The 17230-nt window shown below is 44.5% G+C and carries 18 protein-coding genes; 1 reads left to right on the forward strand and 17 read right to left on the reverse strand.

What is annotated here, in order from left to right:
• Positions 1–106: 106 nt before the first annotated feature.
• From MS_RS10295 to napF, 17 genes are all read right to left on the reverse strand, one after another.
• Positions 107–1828: an AMP-dependent synthetase/ligase gene (locus tag MS_RS10295; protein WP_406714291.1), complete on the reverse strand. Its 1722-nt coding sequence runs from the start codon at positions 1826–1828 to the stop codon at positions 107–109.
• 329 nt (positions 1829–2157) lie between these two features.
• Positions 2158–2859 (reverse strand): IS256 family transposase, variant Zn-binding type, encoded by a 702-nt coding sequence (locus MS_RS11115; protein ID WP_011200409.1) that lies wholly within the window; start codon positions 2857–2859, stop codon positions 2158–2160.
• 399 nt (positions 2860–3258) lie between these two features.
• Complete coding sequence (gene nlpD / locus MS_RS10305; protein ID WP_041640096.1) at positions 3259–4554, reverse strand: murein hydrolase activator NlpD; 1296 nt, start codon at positions 4552–4554, stop codon at positions 3259–3261.
• Positions 4555–4573: 19 nt separating this feature from the next.
• Positions 4574–4768, reverse strand: coding sequence for a membrane protein (locus MS_RS10310; protein WP_011201419.1), 195 nt, complete (start codon positions 4766–4768; stop codon positions 4574–4576).
• A 9-nt stretch (positions 4769–4777) separates the two neighbouring features.
• A complete protein-coding gene (locus tag MS_RS10315; protein WP_011201420.1) occupies positions 4778–5353 on the reverse strand; it encodes a YqaA family protein in 576 nt (191 codons plus the stop codon).
• Positions 5354–5392: 39 nt separating this feature from the next.
• Positions 5393–6133 carry a 5'/3'-nucleotidase SurE gene (gene surE, locus MS_RS10320; RefSeq protein WP_041640097.1) on the reverse strand — a complete coding sequence of 247 codons (741 nt, stop codon included), beginning with the start codon at positions 6131–6133 and terminating at the stop codon, positions 5393–5395.
• A 120-nt stretch (positions 6134–6253) separates the two neighbouring features.
• A complete protein-coding gene (truD, locus tag MS_RS10325) occupies positions 6254–7267 on the reverse strand; it encodes a tRNA pseudouridine(13) synthase TruD (protein ID WP_011201422.1) in 1014 nt (337 codons plus the stop codon).
• Complete coding sequence (ispF, locus tag MS_RS10330; RefSeq protein WP_011201423.1) at positions 7261–7740, reverse strand: 2-C-methyl-D-erythritol 2,4-cyclodiphosphate synthase; 480 nt, start codon at positions 7738–7740, stop codon at positions 7261–7263. Before ispF ends, truD begins: the two co-directional genes overlap by 7 nt.
• Positions 7741–7796: 56 nt before the next feature.
• On the reverse strand, positions 7797–8483 hold the full coding sequence (ispD, locus tag MS_RS10335; RefSeq protein WP_011201424.1) for a 2-C-methyl-D-erythritol 4-phosphate cytidylyltransferase: 687 nt from the start codon (positions 8481–8483) through the stop codon (positions 7797–7799).
• Entirely contained in the window at positions 8483–8770 is a 288-nt protein-coding gene (gene ftsB, locus MS_RS10340; RefSeq protein WP_011201425.1) for a cell division protein FtsB, read from the reverse strand. The genes ispD and ftsB overlap by 1 nt, the downstream gene beginning before the upstream one ends.
• Positions 8771–8886: 116 nt before the next feature.
• Complete coding sequence (locus MS_RS10345) at positions 8887–9498, reverse strand: cytochrome c3 family protein (RefSeq protein ID WP_011201426.1); 612 nt, start codon at positions 9496–9498, stop codon at positions 8887–8889.
• An 11-nt stretch (positions 9499–9509) separates the two neighbouring features.
• Positions 9510–9938 (reverse strand): nitrate reductase cytochrome c-type subunit, encoded by a 429-nt coding sequence (locus tag MS_RS10350; protein WP_011201427.1) that lies wholly within the window; start codon positions 9936–9938, stop codon positions 9510–9512.
• Between the two features lie 63 nt (positions 9939–10001).
• Positions 10002–10895, reverse strand: a complete 894-nt coding sequence (gene napH, locus MS_RS10355; RefSeq protein WP_011201428.1) for a quinol dehydrogenase ferredoxin subunit NapH — start codon at positions 10893–10895, stop codon at positions 10002–10004.
• A complete protein-coding gene (gene napG, locus MS_RS10360; protein ID WP_011201429.1) occupies positions 10895–11800 on the reverse strand; it encodes a ferredoxin-type protein NapG in 906 nt (301 codons plus the stop codon). The genes napH and napG overlap by 1 nt, the downstream gene beginning before the upstream one ends.
• 153 nt (positions 11801–11953) lie before the next feature.
• On the reverse strand, positions 11954–14446 hold the full coding sequence (gene napA / locus MS_RS10365; protein ID WP_041640098.1) for a nitrate reductase catalytic subunit NapA: 2493 nt from the start codon (positions 14444–14446) through the stop codon (positions 11954–11956).
• Positions 14447–14515: 69 nt separating this feature from the next.
• Complete coding sequence (locus MS_RS10370) at positions 14516–14779, reverse strand: chaperone NapD (RefSeq protein ID WP_011201431.1); 264 nt, start codon at positions 14777–14779, stop codon at positions 14516–14518.
• A 52-nt stretch (positions 14780–14831) separates the two neighbouring features.
• Positions 14832–15362 (reverse strand): ferredoxin-type protein NapF, encoded by a 531-nt coding sequence (gene napF, locus MS_RS10375; RefSeq protein WP_011201432.1) that lies wholly within the window; start codon positions 15360–15362, stop codon positions 14832–14834.
• Between the two features lie 401 nt (positions 15363–15763).
• Here napF and uhpT point away from each other — a divergent pair, with 401 nt between their 5' ends.
• Positions 15764–17143 (forward strand): hexose-6-phosphate:phosphate antiporter, encoded by a 1380-nt coding sequence (gene uhpT, locus MS_RS10380; RefSeq protein ID WP_011201433.1) that lies wholly within the window; start codon positions 15764–15766, stop codon positions 17141–17143.
• Positions 17144–17230: the final 87 nt, after the last annotated feature.

Here is a 17230-nt window from a genome sequence, read left to right on the forward strand (position 1 = left end):
GTTACTTGTTAGGTTATATTTTATGGCGAGCCGGTTAAAACGTCCACCGTCGATAATCAAACGCCCGAATATTTAAGCCCGCCAAGGCGGCGGGCTGCTTTTAATATTAACTATACATGGCTTCAATCTGCCGGCGATAACGCTCTAAAATCACTTTACGGCGCAACTTTAAGGTCGGCGTAATTTCTTCCATCTTGATACTGAAAGCCTGCGGCAAAAGGGTAAATTTTTTCACCTGCTCAAAATGAGCGAGTTCTTGCTGCAATTCCTCAAGACGTTTTTCAAACAGCTTAATAATTTCGGAATGTTTGATTAATTCCAAACGATCCTGATATTTAATATTCAACTGCTTCGCATAGTCTTCCAACGCTTCAAAAGAAGGGACGATTAACGCAGATACGTATTTTTTGGCATCGGCAATAACGGCGATTTGTTCGATAAATTTATCTTTGCCCAATTTGCCTTCAATATATTGAGGCGCAATATATTTGCCGTTGGAAGTTTTCATTAACTCTTTAATACGATCCGTAATATAAAGGTTGCCATTTTCATCAAATTCGCCGGCATCGCCCGTTTTGAAGAAACCGTCTTCGGTAAAAGCTTTAGCCGTTTCGGCAGAATTATTGTAATAACCTTTCATCACCATGCCGCCGCGCACTAAAATCTCATTATTCTCTCCGATTTTTACCTCGGCATTCGGCATAAGTCGCCCGATTGAAGCGGCGTTGAAATGTTTATCCGCCCAGCAGGAAACCGTCGCCGTGGTTTCCGTCATACCGTAACCCAGTTTTACGTTGATGCCGATAGCATGGAAAAATTCCCCGATTTTGCCTTCAAGCTTCGCCCCGCCGCAAGGCATCATTTTTATATTGCCGCCTAACAGATTTCTTAATTTCGATAAGACCAATTTATCGGCAATTTTATGACGCCAAGTGGATTTTTGCGTATGTGCGAATTTTTGCCCCTGGTTGATTGCCCATTGGAACAGCATTCGGCGGTGCAAAGGCGCATGAATGACTTTATCCTGAATGGCGCTATACATTTTTTCATACAAGCGAGGCACCGCACACATTAACGAAGGTTTAAGCTCCGTTAAAGCATTGCGCACTTCATTGGTACTTTCCAGATAACACACCACCGCACCGCGATGCAGCACATAGGCGACCCACGCCCGTTCAAAAATATGCGAAAGCGGCAAAAACGATAGCGAGACGTCTTCACGCCCCACCACATCCGGCAGCGCCAAATCATGGGATTTCAACTGGTGGGCAAGGTTGGAAAAATCAAGCATCACACCTTTAGGATCGCCGGTAGTACCCGAGGTATAGATTAATGTAAATAAATCCGTTAACCGCGCGTCATTTAAACGTTCAAGTAACCGATTAGGATCCGTATCGGCGCTTTTTCCCATAAATGAGTGCCAACTTAATAGAGATTCATTAGGACTGAATTCCGCCGTAGATTTCATCAGGATGATTTTTTCAAGTGTCGGGCAATTATTCTTAATTTCTAAAATAGTATCTAATTGCTCTTGTTCTCCCACAAACAGAATTTTAATTTCCGCATTATTAATAATGAATTCGGCCTGCTTAGCCGTATTTGTGGCATAAATAGGTACGGTGACGGCGCGAATTTGCAACGCGCCGAGATCGGCAATCGTCCATTGCGGCATATTGTGCGCAAAAATGCCGATTTTATCTTGTACATCAATACCATGGGCAAGCAAAGCAAGCGAAACCCGATCAATCTGAAATTGAAACTCTTCCCATGAAATATCAACCCAACCGCCATTAACTTTATGGCGCAAAGCGGTGGCTTGGTTCAGCATTTTTGCCTGCTGACGCACTCGATTCACAAAATGAAAGTCTAATTCTGACCGATTCATACAATCCCTTTATTCATTTTTATTTTAGTTTACATTTGTACGCTAATATAATAAAGCACGAGGAATAAAGCTAGATCTTGGCGGGCTAAATTAGCAAAATTTATACGGTATCAGGCTAATATTTTCAGCAAAACGGCTTCAGCTAAAAGGAATAAAAAAACGGTTTATAAAAATCGTATTTTTTGGCATAGTAGACAAAATAGTTGGTAATTTTGAGATCCCTATGCCCTAGTAGACAAATGAGTTGGTTTTTTATTTTTATTAATAATTAATCAACTCTTTTCATTTAAAAAATCCTTTATAAACATAATCTTATTTTTCTTCGATAACCCATTATGAAGCGCTAATTTACGCTTCAGTTCACTAAACAGCCCTTCCAGCCGATTTGTCGTCTTTTCTATCTTTAATTCAGGATATTTTTCAAAGGTAAAAAGGAACTCTTCATGTCGTTTTAAACTTGAATACGCACTCCGAAGATTTCGATGTTTAAACGGATATTTGCCCGCTTTATCAGGTATGCTTGAACGTTCATTTAAGAAGTTTTTATGCTTTAAATACCAATGATGAAGATTGATATAGAACTTATTTTTACTGCTCGTTTTAAGCGTTTTAATTAAGATTTTTAATTCCTTTCCCGCCTCTGATTTTGGTTTTCGAGTAATCCGACGAATTACAATAGCCACTTGATGAAATTGACACATTTGAATCGGCGTATTAAGAATATCTTTCAGCAAACCACGCCTTCCGTCACAGGTAATTGATTGAATTTTATAATCTTTCTCTCTTAATTCATTGATTGCTTTACGATAATAAATGACCCTTTCCGCATTGACAATCTTGTGATAAACAACCTTTTTAGAAAGGCTGTCCATAAGTACCAATACACCAAACTCGTTTCCGAAAAAGGTCGTATCCATGACGATATTTAATATCTCATTTTGTGGTAAATTTAGAGGTGTTTTGGGCGCTTTCAAGAGATGTCTTTGGATTGTTCTGACTGAGCAATGATAGCTCTCGGCAAGCTGCTTATAAGTCTGTTTACCAAGCGTGTAATCATGCCAAATTTTTATAGAATCAAGTTTATTTTTTAGCGTAAATATTTTGTTGCAGACATTACATTTGTAACGTTGAATATGGTTTTGAGTACCATATTTCTGAATGCTGGATTTTTGACAATTTGGGCAAATTTTTTATTCATTTTCAAAAAAGTCCATTAAAGCTAGATAATATAAGGCTTCAATGGACTTTTTACCAACTATTTTGTCTACTATACCTATTTTTTTGACCGCACTTTTATAAAACAGTGAAAATTTAATTAGTATTGCATTGATAAAAAAAGCCGATCATGTCGATCAGCTTTTTATCAAATTAAATTAACGCCGAGGCAAATAGCTTGTCGGATCGACGGATTTACCTTTGTAACGAATTTCAAAGTGGAGTTTAGTACTGTTTGTACCCGAACTACCCATTTTGGCAATTTGTTGACCGGCTTTGACTTCCTGTTGATCATTAACGGAAATACTGTCGTTATGCGCATAGGCGCTTAGGAAGTCGTCATTATGTTTAATAATGATTAAATTACCGTAACCCCGTAATGCGTTACCCGCATACACAACCCGACCGGCTGCCGCGGCATAAACAGGTTGCCCTTTGGAGCCGCTAATATCGATACCTTTATTACCGCCGTCGGAGTTAGAGAAGCCTTGTACGACTCTGCCCGATGTCGGCCATTTCCAAGAAATATTGGATGCCGGCGTTTGTACGGCTGAACTTGCCGTACCCGCTACAACGCCTGTTGTTGCCGGTGCAACAGTACCGACGCCCGCCGTTACACCGCTGTTATAAGCCGGGCTTGGCGCACTGGTCGCCGCACTCGCTACCACCGGTCCCGCAACTGCGGAGGCTGCCCCCGCTGTGCCGGCTCCCGCTTTCACCGGACCGGTAATTGTGCCGTCCGAGCCGTATTGCGTGCCGTTAGCACCGGCCGTATAGGTAACGGCAGGTTGTTCTACCGGTACTTCTGTACATTGTTGTTCGGTGATAGTTTCCGTTTCCGCTCCGCCGCCTACACGGTTAGCCACTTTTAGGGTTTGTCCGACTTTCAGATTATAAGGCTCGGAAGTCATACCGTTTAATGCGGCAAGTTCTTTTACGTCCATACCGGAAATATAGGCAATCAGGAACATAGTATCGCCTTTATTTACCGTATAAGTGCTTCCTTTGTAGAAACCTTTATCGATTTTGCTGTAATCCGGCGCATTGGTGGTAGCATTGCGAGGAATATTGATATTCTGGCTGCCTTGTGCCGCGGTCGGTTTCGGTTTGGTTACCGTTTTACAAACAGTTTTAGTTTGCGGAGCCGCCGGCGTTTGGACTGCAGGCTGTGTATTTACCGCCGGTGTTGTCGCCGTATTTCCCACTGCAGTAGCCGGTGCGGTTGCCGCCGGCATAGTAGGCTGGCTTGCTACCGGATTATCCATCCCCGCAGGCATGGAACTTTGCTGGATTTCAGGCTGCCATGAACCGCTGCTGCCGGTATTATCCACAGGTTGCATAATTCCCGGACTTAACGTACCATCCGCATTCTCTACCGGTGCGGGAGAAGTGCTTGAACTACAAGCCGATAATACGGCGACGGCAATAGGTAATAATAAAAATGACTTTTTCATTCTGAATTCTCTTAAAAAATTATTTCATACTATCCGGCATACTTTGTTGTTCGATTTCAGGCATAAAACTGCCGCCTGCAATCGCTCCGGTACCTTCCACAGGAATCATAATACCGTCCGCTAATTGGTTTTCATCACGGGGTGTTGGTGTGTCAGCCGATGAACAAGCCGTTAAGGTCGTTATGACGGCTAATAATAAGACAATTTTTTTCATGCCTTTATCCTACTTTAAAATTAAATATGCAATTACCGCCAGAACCACTACCGCCCAGCCGATAACCTCAATAGATTTCCGCAATTTCGCAGCAAATTTTTCGCCGCCCCAGGCCGCCAGTTTCGCTACCAGCAGAAAACGTGCGGCACGGGAAACAAAGGCGGTGATGACAAACGGAATAAACGCCATTTGCATCACCCCTGCGGCAATAGTGAATACTTTATAAGGAATAGGTGAGAAACCGGCAACGAATACCACTAAAATTCCCCATTGTTGAAACCAGGAAATTGCCGTATCCCAATGCTGCTGATAACCCCATTGAGTAATATAACCCTGTACAAAATCAAAGGCATAATACCCGACGGCATAACCAATCATGCCGCCGACAACCGATGAAACCGCTGTATAAAGCGCCAATCTAACCGCACTTTTCGGTTTGGACATTGACATTGGAATCAGCATCACATCCGGCGGGATTGGGAAGAAGATGGCCTCAATAAAGCTCACTAAACATAACCAAAACGCTGCAAAGCGGTGTTTTGACCACTGCATGGTTTTGTCATACATTGCCCCGAAAATTTTCAAAATACGTGTCCTTAAATAAATTCGAACAGAAATGCGTAATTATTCACTTTCTAACCAATCTTGTAAAGCACTCATTGAATTATAAGAGGTCATATCCACCTGAATCGGGGTAATCGCCACATAACCGTTATTCACCGCGTGAAAATCCGTGCCCTCTTCATCATCTTCCGGTAACGCGGCAGGACCAATCCAATAAATGCTTTCGCCCCGAGGGTCTTGCTGTTTTATCACTTCCGCCGAAGCGGCTCGATGCCCCAGCCGGCAAACCTTAATGCCTTTTATTTGATCATAAGGAATATCCGGCACATTGATATTGATAATTTCCCGCGGATTCAATAAGCGGGTGTGCAATTTAGGAATTAAATCGCAAACCACCCGTGCCGCAGTTTCATAATATCGGCGCCCGTCTAATGAGACGGCAATTGAAGGCAGACCTAAATGGCGCCCTTCCAGCGCCGCCGCAACAGTGCCGGAATAAATAACGTCGTCGCCTAAATTAACACCGGCATTAATGCCCGAAACCACAAGATCCATGCGCCCGGATAAAAAGCCGTTTAACGCCAAATGCACACAGTCCGCCGGCGTGCCGTTTACGCAATAATCGCCATCGTCCAGGTGGCGGGGTCGCAACGGTTCAACCAAAGTTAACGAGCCGGAGGCGGCGCTACGGTTACGATCGGGCGCCACAATAGTCACATCGGCGAATTTACGTAACTCTCTGGCGAGAATTTGAATACCTTCGGCATGATAACCGTCGTCGTTAGAAAGAAGAATGTTCATTATTTTCCTGTTTTTTTCTTTTATAATTATTAGTATTTTATGCGGTATATTCTGCATAAACCCCATAAAAAACAGCATAAAATCGACCGCACTTTGAGCAATCGGGCGATTCGTTATTATTTATTCATTTTCATCAATATTTACTAATTCCCGCACCAATGCGGTAGCATAACTGCCGGCAGGTAAATAGAACTTGAGTTTTAAACCGTTTTCCACAAATTCCCAGTGAAAATCCCGTGCCTGCATCAGCAACGGACGCCGAGCCGGCTTCATACGTTCCCGTTTCATCAGGCTGATAAGCGACTGATGCCGCTCAACCAGTTTATTTTCCAGCTCGCAGGCAAGTTGCTGAGTTTCGCCGATTAAAGGGGCGGTAAGCTGTAAATCATGATTCTCTAAACGCGTCTGCAAAAGAGCCAAATCCTCTTTTCCATCCGCCGTAAACCAACTGTGTGTGCCCGCTAACTGAAGAATATCATGGGCTAATACTTGATTTGCCAGGCCTTGACGGATTCGCTCCGAAACCACCAGATTAAACACTTCACTGCGCGCCGCAGACAAATAAAAACTGCGCTTTTTGCGGTCTTTGACCTTAATCTCGCCGTTCGCCCAACGCATTGCCTGCGTAAGATTATGACCGTCTTTACCGAAGCGTTGTTCCGTAAAATAATTCGGAAAACCAAAATTTTTGATATTTTCCAACCGCACTTTTAACTCGTCGGTTTCGACGGCATTACGCAATAAAATTTCAAAATGATTACCGTTCAAACTACCCGTGCGAATCTTTCTGCTGTGGCGGGTTACTTGTAAGATTTCTACGCCCGCCATATTAAAGCGGCTGAAATCCGGCATCGCTTTGCCCGGCATTTGCAAGCAGAACCATTGTTCCGTCACGGCTTTACGGTCTTTCAGACCGGCATAACCCATATTGCGAGGGGAAAGTCCGACAAATTTCGCCAACTGTTCACCGACAAACAACGTATTTGCATCGGTTTTGCGCACATATAGCGCAACAAATTCCCCTTCGCCGGTCATGGCATAACCCAAATCTTCTTTCACGATAAAATCGGCATAGTCGGCTTTTAACAGCGCGCGCTGTTGAGGCAACGTTTGCAAGTAAGCAAGTTCTAACATGATTTTACCAACAGCGCCACCGCTTCCGTGGTAATGCCTTCGCTTCGCCCGGTAAAGCCGAGTTTTTCCGTGGTGGTGGCCTTCACATTCACCTGTTCCACAGAACATTGCAGATCTTCCGCGATTACTGCGCGCATGGCATCAATATGAGGGCGCATTTTGGGCGCCTGAGCGATAATGGTGACATCCACATTACCGATTTTATAACCCTTTTCCTGCACCCGGCGAAAAGCTTCGCGCAACAGAATACGGCTGTCGATATTTTTAAATTGCATATCCGTATCCGGGAACAGCTTGCCGATATCGCCCAACGCCAGGGCGCCTAATAAGGCGTCCGTTAACGCATGGAGCGCCACATCACCGTCCGAATGAGCGATAAAGCCCGTATGATAAGGAACTTCAACCCCGCCGATAATCAGCGGGCGGGCTTCGCCAAAAGCATGCACGTCAAAACCATGACCAATACGAATCATATTATTATCCTGTTTATGTAAAAGACTTCGGGTCTGTTTATCTTTTATAAACGACCCTACTTTCGTGACAAATAAAATTCGGCTAATTTTAAGTCTTCCGGGCGGGTGACTTTCAGATTATCGCTTCTTCCGGCAACCAAGTGCGGTCGAAATCCGGCAAATTCCATGGCGGAGGCTTCATCGGTCACTGCTAAGCCGTGTTCAAACGCCTGTTGTAAGGCGCGATATAACAAATCCGCGCGGAAAAATTGCGGCGTTTGCGCCTGCCATAACTGGCTGCGATCTTCCGTTTGTATAATCTGTTTTTCCGCCGAGGCGCGCTTTATGGTATCTACCGCCGGAATGGCTAAAATGCCGCCGTTATCATCTTCAATTTGCAGTAATTTATCCAAATCTTCATGAGTCAGACAAGGACGCGCCGCATCGTGTACCATTACCCAGGCATGAGGCTGGGTAATAGCCTTAAGCCCGTTAAACACCGACCCTGCCCGATCCCTGCCGCCTTGAACAATTTTGATTTTAGGTTGGCGAATTACATCCAGTTGGTCTAAATAAGGGTCGTTTTCCGCCACCGCCAGAATAATCTGCTGAATAGGCGTATAGCTCAATAAAACCTCTAAGGTATGTTCCAATAAGGTTTTACCCAACAAGGTTAAATATTGTTTCGGTTTATCGGCTTGCATACGGCTACCGACACCGGCTGCCGGCACGACCGCAATGATTGGGCGAGAGTGACGAGTCATTATCTGTTATCTTTATTTTCTTTCGCAATGCGGTAAAAAGTTTCGTTAGGCTTAACCAATTCATATTGCAAACGAGCCCGTTCCTGAATTGCTTCAACCCCGTCTTTTAAATCTCTGATTTCGGCGGCGACCACCTGATTACGCTGCGAAAGTTTTGTATTTTCGGCTTTATGCATGGCAATTTCTTCGGCGGTTTCTTTGTAGTCCAAATAACCGTTTTTACCGAACCATAAATCATATTGGAACAGTAAGAGAATTGCCGAGAGAATTAAAATAAATAAACGCATTTCATTGTTTTCGTTAAATTTGAGAAAGAATCTATAGTGTAGGGGAAAAAGCAGGATAAAAAAAGACCGCGCTTAAAAAAGTGCGGTCGGTTTTTTCATATTTTTCCATTTTACCCTTATTGGACAGCAGGTTCTTGCGGTTTAATCATATCTTCAGGAATAAAGGTTTTTTGTACTTTTTCCATATGCGGCAGATTATGCGCGATACCTTTGTGACAGTCGATACAGGTTTTACCCTGTTGTTCTGCGGCGGCGTGCATTTCCTGCGCTACCGTTTTCTGTTGGGTAAAGTCCATATCTTCAAAATTATGGCAGTTACGGCATTCCTGTGAATTATTGGCTTTCATACGCGCCCATTCGCGTTCCGCCATTTCCAGGCGATGCGCTTCGAATTTTTCTTTGGTATCCACTTTACCGGTAAAATGGGCGAACACTTCGCGACTTGCCTGAATTTTACGGGTCCATTTCGGAATAAATTCATGAGGTAAATGACAGTCCGCACAAATGGCTTTCACCCCGCTACGGTTTGAATAGTGAATGGTTTGACGGTATTCGGGCACCACGTCATTCATGTGACAGCTCGAACAGAACTCTTCCGTATTAGTATATTCCAATCCGGCGTTAAATCCGCCCCATGCCAAAATCCCGCCCAGAGCCGACAAAAGCACTACGGCGCCAATCGCAATTTTACTCGGGCTACGGAACCAGTTCCAGAATTTCTTAATCATTGCCTTGCTCCTTATTTACCTTGTTTTGCACGAATGGATTCAAATTTATTTTGAATAATCGGATTTACGTCGGTTTGCTGAACATGACATTGCAGGCAGAAATAACGACGCGGCGACGTGCCTTCCGTCGGTTTTCCGTCACGATCTAAGAAATGGCTTTCCGGCACACGAGGCGCCCCCGTAGTCGGCGACACTTCCGGCGAATGGCAGCTTAAACACTGGTTAGCATTTTTTGTTACCTGTAATCCGCGCACGCTATGCGGCACCAATGGCGGTTGGAACGGAAAGGTAGTCGGAATATTGCCCGCATCCTTTTGCGGATTTGTATAAGCCGGCGCAATGTTTTCAGGAATTTGCTCCATCGTTAAGGATGAAGACGGCTCTTCGGCAACCGCAAATCCTGCAAAGGCGGCTAAAATCAGGGTGAGATATTTTCTCATCTTAAGTCACTCCATTAAATTTAGAATTTTTTATTTCCCATTCTTCAAAGAAGCAAAGGATTTTTAAATATTTTTAACTTGCACCTGTTTCTCAAAACGAGAACCAAAGGCAAAAACATTTTCAGGGCAAACGTCAATACAACGTCCGCAAGTTATACAATCTTTATCAAGCACAATCGGGCTGTCGGATTCCGAGCCGTGCAGCGGTAAACGCAATACCTGAGGTTCCGGGCACACATTGTAACAGTCCATACAACGGTCGCAACGTTCTCTATCTACAACATTGATTTTGATTAAACTTTTTGCACCGATTAACCCGTAAGCCGCACCGATCGGACAGAGATGTCCGCACCAGCCGTGTTCCACCACCAACAAATCAAATAAGAACACTACGGCGACTAACCAAAGCGTTGCGCCTAATCCGAATACAAAAACCCTGCCTAATGCGGCAACGGGGTTAATCCATTCCCATAATAAGGTGCCGGAAACCGCGCTTCCCAACAGAATCATCACTAAAATCACATAGCGCAGATTACGCGGTAATTTCGCACTTTGACGGATACCTAATTTACGCCGCAACCAGGCCGCCGCATCGGTGACGATATTCATCGGGCAAACCCAGCTACAAAAAGCTTTGCTTGCAAAAACCGCATAAAAAGCAACAATAATTAATGCGCCGACAATCGTCGTCCATTCCGGCAAATAACCTGTCGCTAAACTTTCTGCGGTAATCAGCGGATCCGTCAACGGCACAACGTCAAACAACATACTGGAACTGTAATTGCCTTTTAAAATCCAGACGTTCCAAAGCGGGCCGCTCAGAAACATCAGAATAATGCTTAACTGGCTTAACCGACGTAAAATCAAAAAACGATAGGCATGCCACCAACCGAGTTTTTGACGGGCTTCCAAACCCGCATCTTTTGGTTTATTTGGGGTTGTTTTTACTGTTGCCATTATTTCACCCCTTTAGTATTTAAATCCAAATTAGGATAATGTTCGGGCGCGTCCACCGTAGTCGGATTCGGCACATAATCATAAGTTGCGCGGTTCGGGGTCGCCACTTTCACATCCGGTTGAACCTTCATATGCTGATAAACCGGTTCCACCTGACCTTCCGGCATACGCGCGTCAAAGGCAGGACGTAATCCGTCCGGATGTTGTTCCTCAAGTAAGGCTTTACCGGCATTTTGTTTTTCCTGCCAGCCTAAACGATAATGACGTCCCAACAAGCCTTTTGCCAAATCCATCGGCAGCACTTTAATCGCCGCCTCCTCCAATACGCAGGCCTGTTCGCATTTACCGCACCCGGTACAAGCATCCGAATGTACGGTTGGAATAAGTTTTGCGTGAATGCCGGTCCGGTCGTTGTGAATGCGGTCCAAGGTAATGGCTTTATCAATTAAAGGGCATACCCGATAACACACATCGCAACGCAAACCTTGCCAGTTCAGGCAGGTTTCGTGATCTAATAAAACCGCCAGTCCCATTCTTGCGTCATTAATATCCGTTAATTCCTCACTTAATGCGCCACTCGGGCAGGCATTCATACAAGGAATATCAGGACACATTTCACAAGGTTTGTCACGCGCGACAAAATAAGGCGTACCTGCTTCCATCGGCGATAATAGCGAAGCCAAATGCAGCATATCGTAAGGACAAGCCTGCACGCACTGACCGCAACGGGTACAAGCGGCAAGAAAATCCTTCTCAGCTAGAGCGCCGGGCGGACGCAAAGCCACACCTTCTTTAGCGTTAGCCTGATGTTGCTGTAATCCCAGAATCACACCAATACCGCAAACACCCGCCGCAGTTCTTGTGGCGTTCTTTAAAAATTGACGACGATTCGGATCCAATTTCATGTTATTTTCCTCTATCCTTCGTTCCCTCCACTTGTGAGGGAATTGTCCGTAGGGCTGAGGGGGATAAATTTACAAATTTGGGGAAAAATTCGACCGCTTGCCCCCTCCACCTTCGACACCTCCCCCCGCAAGCGGTGGGAGGGAAGGGTTAAATTATGCCTTAACCACTTTAACCGCACATTTTTTGTAATCGGTTTCGCCTGAAATCGGGTCTGTCGCGTCTAAAGTTAATTTATTGGCTAACTGACCGGCATCAAAGAAGGTTGTATAAATCAAACCTTCCGGACATTTGTTTCGACCACGGGTATCTAAGTGAGAAATCATTTCTCCGCGGCGGGTAATTAATTTCACTTTGTCACCGTGACGTAAGCCGCGTTTTTTCGCATCGGTCGGATGCATCCAGCAAAGGTTGTTCGGAAACGCTTTGTGTAACTCGGGAACGCGACGCGTCATGGTACCCGTATGCCAGTGTTCAAGTACACGACCGGTACATAACCATAAATCGTATTCTTCGTCCGGACTTTCCGCCGGCGCCTCATAAGGTACACCCAAGATAATCGCTTTTTTATCCGGATAACCGTAGAAAGACACTTCTTCGCCGGCTTTTACATACGGGTCGTAACCTTCGCGATAACGCCACAGGGTTTCTTTGCCGTCAACCACCGGCCAGCGTAAACCGCGAACCTGATGATAAGTATCGAAATCCGCTAAGTCATGACCATGGCCGCGACCAAAACTCGCATATTCTTCAAATAACCCTTTTTGTAAATAGAAACCGAAATCTTCCGCTTCATCATTGATGTAGCCAGGTACGTTAGTCGGAGTTTGGAATTTATTTACTTCGCCGTTCAGATAAAGCACTTCATATAGGGTTTTACCGCGGTATTCCGGCATTTGAGCCAATAATTCCTCACTCCAGACTTCTTCCGTTTTGAAATATTTAGAGAACTCGACAATCTGCCATAAGTCGGAACGGGACTGACCCGGGCCTTTCACCTGTTGACGCCAGAATTGAGTGCGACGTTCCGCATTACCGTAAGCGCCTTCTTTTTCCACCCACATACAAGTCGGTAAAATTAAGTCCGCGGCAACCGCAGAAGCCGAAGGATACGGATCGGAAACAACGATTAAGTTGTCCGGATTACGCCAGCCCGGGAAAATTTCTTCATTAATATTCGGACCGCCTTGCATATTATTGGTACATAGTTGCCATAAGAAATTAAGCTTACCGTCTTTCAAGGCACGGCTTTGCTGAACCGCGGGGAATCCCGGTTTATTAGAAATAGTGCCTTTTGGCAATTTCCAGATGTTTTCCGCGATTTCAACGTGTTTCGGATTAGTCACCACCATATCCGCCGGTAAACGGTGGACGAAAGTACCTACTTCACGCGCCGTACCGCAAGCCGAAGGCTGACCGGTTAAGGAGAACGGCCCGCAACCCGGTTTAGAAATTTTACCCGTTAATAAATGCACGTTATAAACCATGTGGTTTACCCACACACCGCGGGTATGCTGATTAAAGCCCATAGTCCAGAAAGACACAAGATTTTGTTGTGGATCCGCATACATTTTTGCCAGCGTTTCCAACTGATCTTTCGGTACGCCGGAAATGCGATGCGCTTCTTCCAATGTGTAGGGCGCAACGATTTTCTTAAATTCCTCAAAATCGGAATCATACATTTTGCCAGCTGTTTTACGGTTTTTCGCCGCCACTTCCAGCGGATGCTCCGGACGTAAACCGTAACCGATATCCGTTTCACCACGTTTAAATTTAGTGTGTTTATTAACAAAATCCCAGTTGACTTTATCGTTTTGGATAATGTAGTTAGCGATATAGTTTAAAATAGCCAAATCGGAATGCGGTTTAAAAATAATCGGCGTATCGGCAAGCTCAAAGGAACGGTGTTCAAATGTCGACATTACCACCACTTTTACTTTATCGCTTGAAAGACGCCGATCTGAAATACGGCTCCATAAAATCGGATGCATTTCCGCCATATTTGAGCCCCAAAGCACGAATGCGTCGGTTTTCTCGATATCGTTATAGCATCCCATAGGTTCGTCCATACCAAAGGTACGTAAAAAAGCAACGGCAGCGGACGCCATACAGTGGCGGGCATTCGGGTCGATGGTATTGGAACGAAGACCGGCTTTCCAAAGTTTTACTTTTGCATAACCTTCGAAAATCGTCGTTTGACCGGAAGAGAACATCCCGATTGCATTCGGATCTTTTTTCTCTTTTAAAATGGCTTTGATTTTATCCGCCATCACAGTGAAAGCCTGATCCCAGGAAACCGGCGTGAAATCCCCTTCTTTATGGAATTTACCGTCCTTCATACGCAATAACGGAGTTTGTACACGGTCGGCACCGTACATAATTTTTGACAGGAAATAACCTTTGATACAATTCAATCCGCGGTTTACTTCCGCATCCGGGTCGCCTTGGGTTGCCACCACACGGCCGTCTTTTGTACCGACCAGCACACTACAACCCGTACCGCAGTAACGACAAGGCGCTTTATCCCATCTGATACCCATGTCATCATCTGCAGCATGAACGTTTTTTACAGGAATCGTGATTCCTGCCGCCGCGGCTGCCGCAACCGCAGCGTTAGCTTTCATAAAATCTCTACGATTGAGTTCCATAATGTTTCCCACGTTTGAATTAAAAATAAAACCTATTGTTCCCCCCTCTCGGATAAGAGGTAAAACGCACTATTTTTCATCAAGATAATTTGAAATTAAAGACACCACGATCACTCCGCTTATATCTTTAACTTCATCGATTAAATCAGCTAAGGCAAGCTGTCTGCTACTTTCCAAGGTAACCACAAGTTTACCTTCTTCCAGCTTTTCACCGTGAATTTCAGCGGTCGGAATAGCTAAAATATCCGCTTTCACCTGTGAAAGTTTTTCCGGTCTGGCTTGAACTACAAGACTACACACATACCAGTTTTCGTTTAAATTAAAATTACTCATAAACTTCTTTAAATAGGGGGTTGATACGCCCGTTCTTTTGTTTTATCTCAACCTATTCGCCGGCTGACGTCGTCAAAACCTTGATTGCCAGTACCGGACAAACACTTAAACAAGCGCCGCAGCCGTTACAAAGCTCTAAATCAATTTGCGGTTTGGCGACCGAGCCGATTTCCCGTTTGAACCGAATGGCGCGACGCTCGCAATTATCCTCACAACTACGGCATTCCACCTGATTATTCGCCAGACAACCGGTTTGAATCTCAACCTTATGCTGCCAGGCAGCTTCTTCCGTCGGTCTGAAAACGGGTTGCCGGCAAACCTCAACACATTTCATACAGAAGGTGCATTCACCGCGACTGAACCGTACTTCGGGAAAATCACCGACGCCTTTTACCAGAATCTGCGTTTCACAGACAGCGATGCAATCGCCGCATCTGGTACAATCCGCCACGAATTGGGCTTCCGCTACCGTCCAAGGCGGTCTCACGCCAAGAAACCCCTGCTGCTTTACCGTTTCGGACTGTAATGACTTTAAAAATCCTCCGCGCAAAAATTGGCGCCGCGGCAATTCCCGATCCATCATTGCATATTATCCTATTAAACTTGCAACACTACTTTTACAGTTTGGAATTATCGGCTCTTGCTTGTCAATTAAGAACAACCCGAAAGGGGTATTTCAGCAAATAAAGTAGAATATTTGACCTAAATCAATTTCAATATTTCCCTTTGCTTACAATCTGTTAACAATTAATGTGAGCCAAATCACATTTTGTGATATATCAGTACTTTCCCCGCAAATAAAATTCGCAAAAAAACAACCGCACTTTTTATTATTTTTTGTGATCAGGCTCACATTTTTATTCTAATTCAAACAGAATAAGAAATATTCCTATAGCTTTCCCGTCGGATTCGCAAGGGATTTAGTTTGTTTTGTTCTAATATTTCCGGCGTAAAATTAATAATCTAATTGGAGCGAAATAAACTATGCTTAGTTTTTTAAATGAAGTGAGAAAACCGACACTTGATTTGCCGGTGGAAGAACGTCGTAAAATGTGGTTTAAACCCTTTATGCAATCTTATTTGGTTGTGTTTTTCGGTTATATGGCGATGTATTTAGTGCGTAAAAATTTCAATATCGCGCAAAACGATATGATTGAAACCTACGGTTTGACCAAAACCCAACTTGGGATGATCGGTCTTGGATTTTCCATCACCTACGGCTTGGGTAAAACTATCGTTTCTTACTATGCCGACGGCAAAAACACCAAACAATTCGTGCCGTTTATGCTGATTCTTTCCGCACTTTGTATGCTTGGTTTTAGCGCAAGCATGGGTGGCAGTAGCATTGCCTTGTTCTTAATGGTGGCGTTCTATGCCTTGAGCGGTTTCTTCCAAAGTACCGGTGGTTCTTCAAGTTATTCCACCATTACCAAATGGACGCCGCGTAAAAAACGCGGTACTTTCCTCGGTTTCTGGAATCTGTCTCATAATGTAGGCGGAGCTGCGGCAGCCGGTGTAGCGCTATTCGGTGCGCACGTATTCTTTAACGGTCATGTTATCGGTATGTTTATTTTCCCTTCTATTATTGCCTTGATTATCGGCTTTATCGGTTTGCGTTACGGCAGCGATTCGCCCGAAGCTTACGGTTTAGGCAAAGCGGAAGAATTATTCGGTGAAGAAATTTCGGAAGAGGACAAAGACGCCGAACAAAATCAATTAACGAAAAAACAAATTTTTGTGCAATATGTTTTGAAAAACAAAGTAATCTGGTTGTTATGTTTTGCCAACATCTTCCTTTACATTGTGCGTATCGGTATCGACCAATGGTCGCCGGTTTATGCCTACCAAGAATTAGGCTTCTCTAAAGATGCGGCAATATCGGGCTTTGCCCTATTTGAAGTGGGCGCCTTAGTGGGAACTTTCCTGTGGGGTTATTTATCCGATCTGGCAAACGGGCGCCGCGGTTTATTAGCTTGTGTGGCATTAGTATTAATCGTCTTCACTCTTGAGTTTTATCAATTTGCCAACAACGAAACCATGTATTTAGTGGCGTTATTCGCTTTAGGTTTCTTAGTGTTCGGTCCGCAATTATTGATTGGTGTGGCGGCAGTAGGTTTCGTGCCGAAAAAGGCCATCGCCGTAGCGGACGGTGTGAAAGGCACCTTCGCTTACTTAATCGGTGACAGCTTTGCTAAACTCGGTTTAGGTATGATTGCTGACGGTACGCCGATTTTCGGTTTGACAGGTTGGGACGGCACCTTCGCGGCCTTAAACTCATCCGCCTTAATCTGCATTGGATTACTTGCTTTTGTTGCGATTGCCGAAGAGAAAAAAATCCGTCGCTTAAAAAAAGCGGAAGCTTAATAATTTAAAATTTAAAAGTGCGGTAAAAATTGCGAAAGTTTTACCGCACTTTTTTTCAAAATGCTACAATTCGTCGTTCAAAAGCAT

It is taken from the genome of [Mannheimia] succiniciproducens MBEL55E, assembly GCF_000007745.1.
Lineage (GTDB): Bacteria > Pseudomonadota > Gammaproteobacteria > Enterobacterales > Pasteurellaceae > Basfia > Basfia succiniciproducens.

Excerpts from the sequence above, each read along its gene's own strand:
- MS_RS10350 (WP_011201427.1), bottom strand. The coding sequence starts at position 9,938 with ATGAGAAAATATCTCACCCTGATTTTAGCCGCCTTTGCAGGATTTGCG.
- surE (WP_041640097.1), bottom strand. The coding sequence starts at position 6,133 with ATGAACATTCTTCTTTCTAACGACGACGGTTATCATGCCGAAGGTATT.
- napA (WP_041640098.1), bottom strand. The coding sequence starts at position 14,446 with ATGGAACTCAATCGTAGAGATTTTATGAAAGCTAACGCTGCGGTTGCG.
- truD (WP_011201422.1), bottom strand. The coding sequence starts at position 7,267 with ATGTTAGAACTTGCTTACTTGCAAACGTTGCCTCAACAGCGCGCGCTG.
- ispF (WP_011201423.1), bottom strand. The coding sequence starts at position 7,740 with ATGATTCGTATTGGTCATGGTTTTGACGTGCATGCTTTTGGCGAAGCC.
- napG (WP_011201429.1), bottom strand. The coding sequence starts at position 11,800 with ATGAAATTGGATCCGAATCGTCGTCAATTTTTAAAGAACGCCACAAGA.
- uhpT (WP_011201433.1), top strand. The coding sequence starts at position 15,764 with ATGCTTAGTTTTTTAAATGAAGTGAGAAAACCGACACTTGATTTGCCG.
- ftsB (WP_011201425.1), bottom strand. The coding sequence starts at position 8,770 with ATGCGTTTATTTATTTTAATTCTCTCGGCAATTCTCTTACTGTTCCAA.
- MS_RS10295 (WP_406714291.1), bottom strand. The coding sequence starts at position 1,828 with ATGCTGAACCAAGCCACCGCTTTGCGCCATAAAGTTAATGGCGGTTGG.
- MS_RS10310 (WP_011201419.1), bottom strand. The coding sequence starts at position 4,768 with ATGAAAAAAATTGTCTTATTATTAGCCGTCATAACGACCTTAACGGCT.
- napF (WP_011201432.1), bottom strand. The coding sequence starts at position 15,362 with ATGATGGATCGGGAATTGCCGCGGCGCCAATTTTTGCGCGGAGGATTT.
- ispD (WP_011201424.1), bottom strand. The coding sequence starts at position 8,483 with ATGACTCGTCACTCTCGCCCAATCATTGCGGTCGTGCCGGCAGCCGGT.
- nlpD (WP_041640096.1), bottom strand. The coding sequence starts at position 4,554 with ATGAAAAAGTCATTTTTATTATTACCTATTGCCGTCGCCGTATTATCG.
- MS_RS10370 (WP_011201431.1), bottom strand. The coding sequence starts at position 14,779 with ATGAGTAATTTTAATTTAAACGAAAACTGGTATGTGTGTAGTCTTGTA.
- napH (WP_011201428.1), bottom strand. The coding sequence starts at position 10,895 with ATGGCAACAGTAAAAACAACCCCAAATAAACCAAAAGATGCGGGTTTG.
- MS_RS10345 (WP_011201426.1), bottom strand. The coding sequence starts at position 9,498 with ATGATTAAGAAATTCTGGAACTGGTTCCGTAGCCCGAGTAAAATTGCG.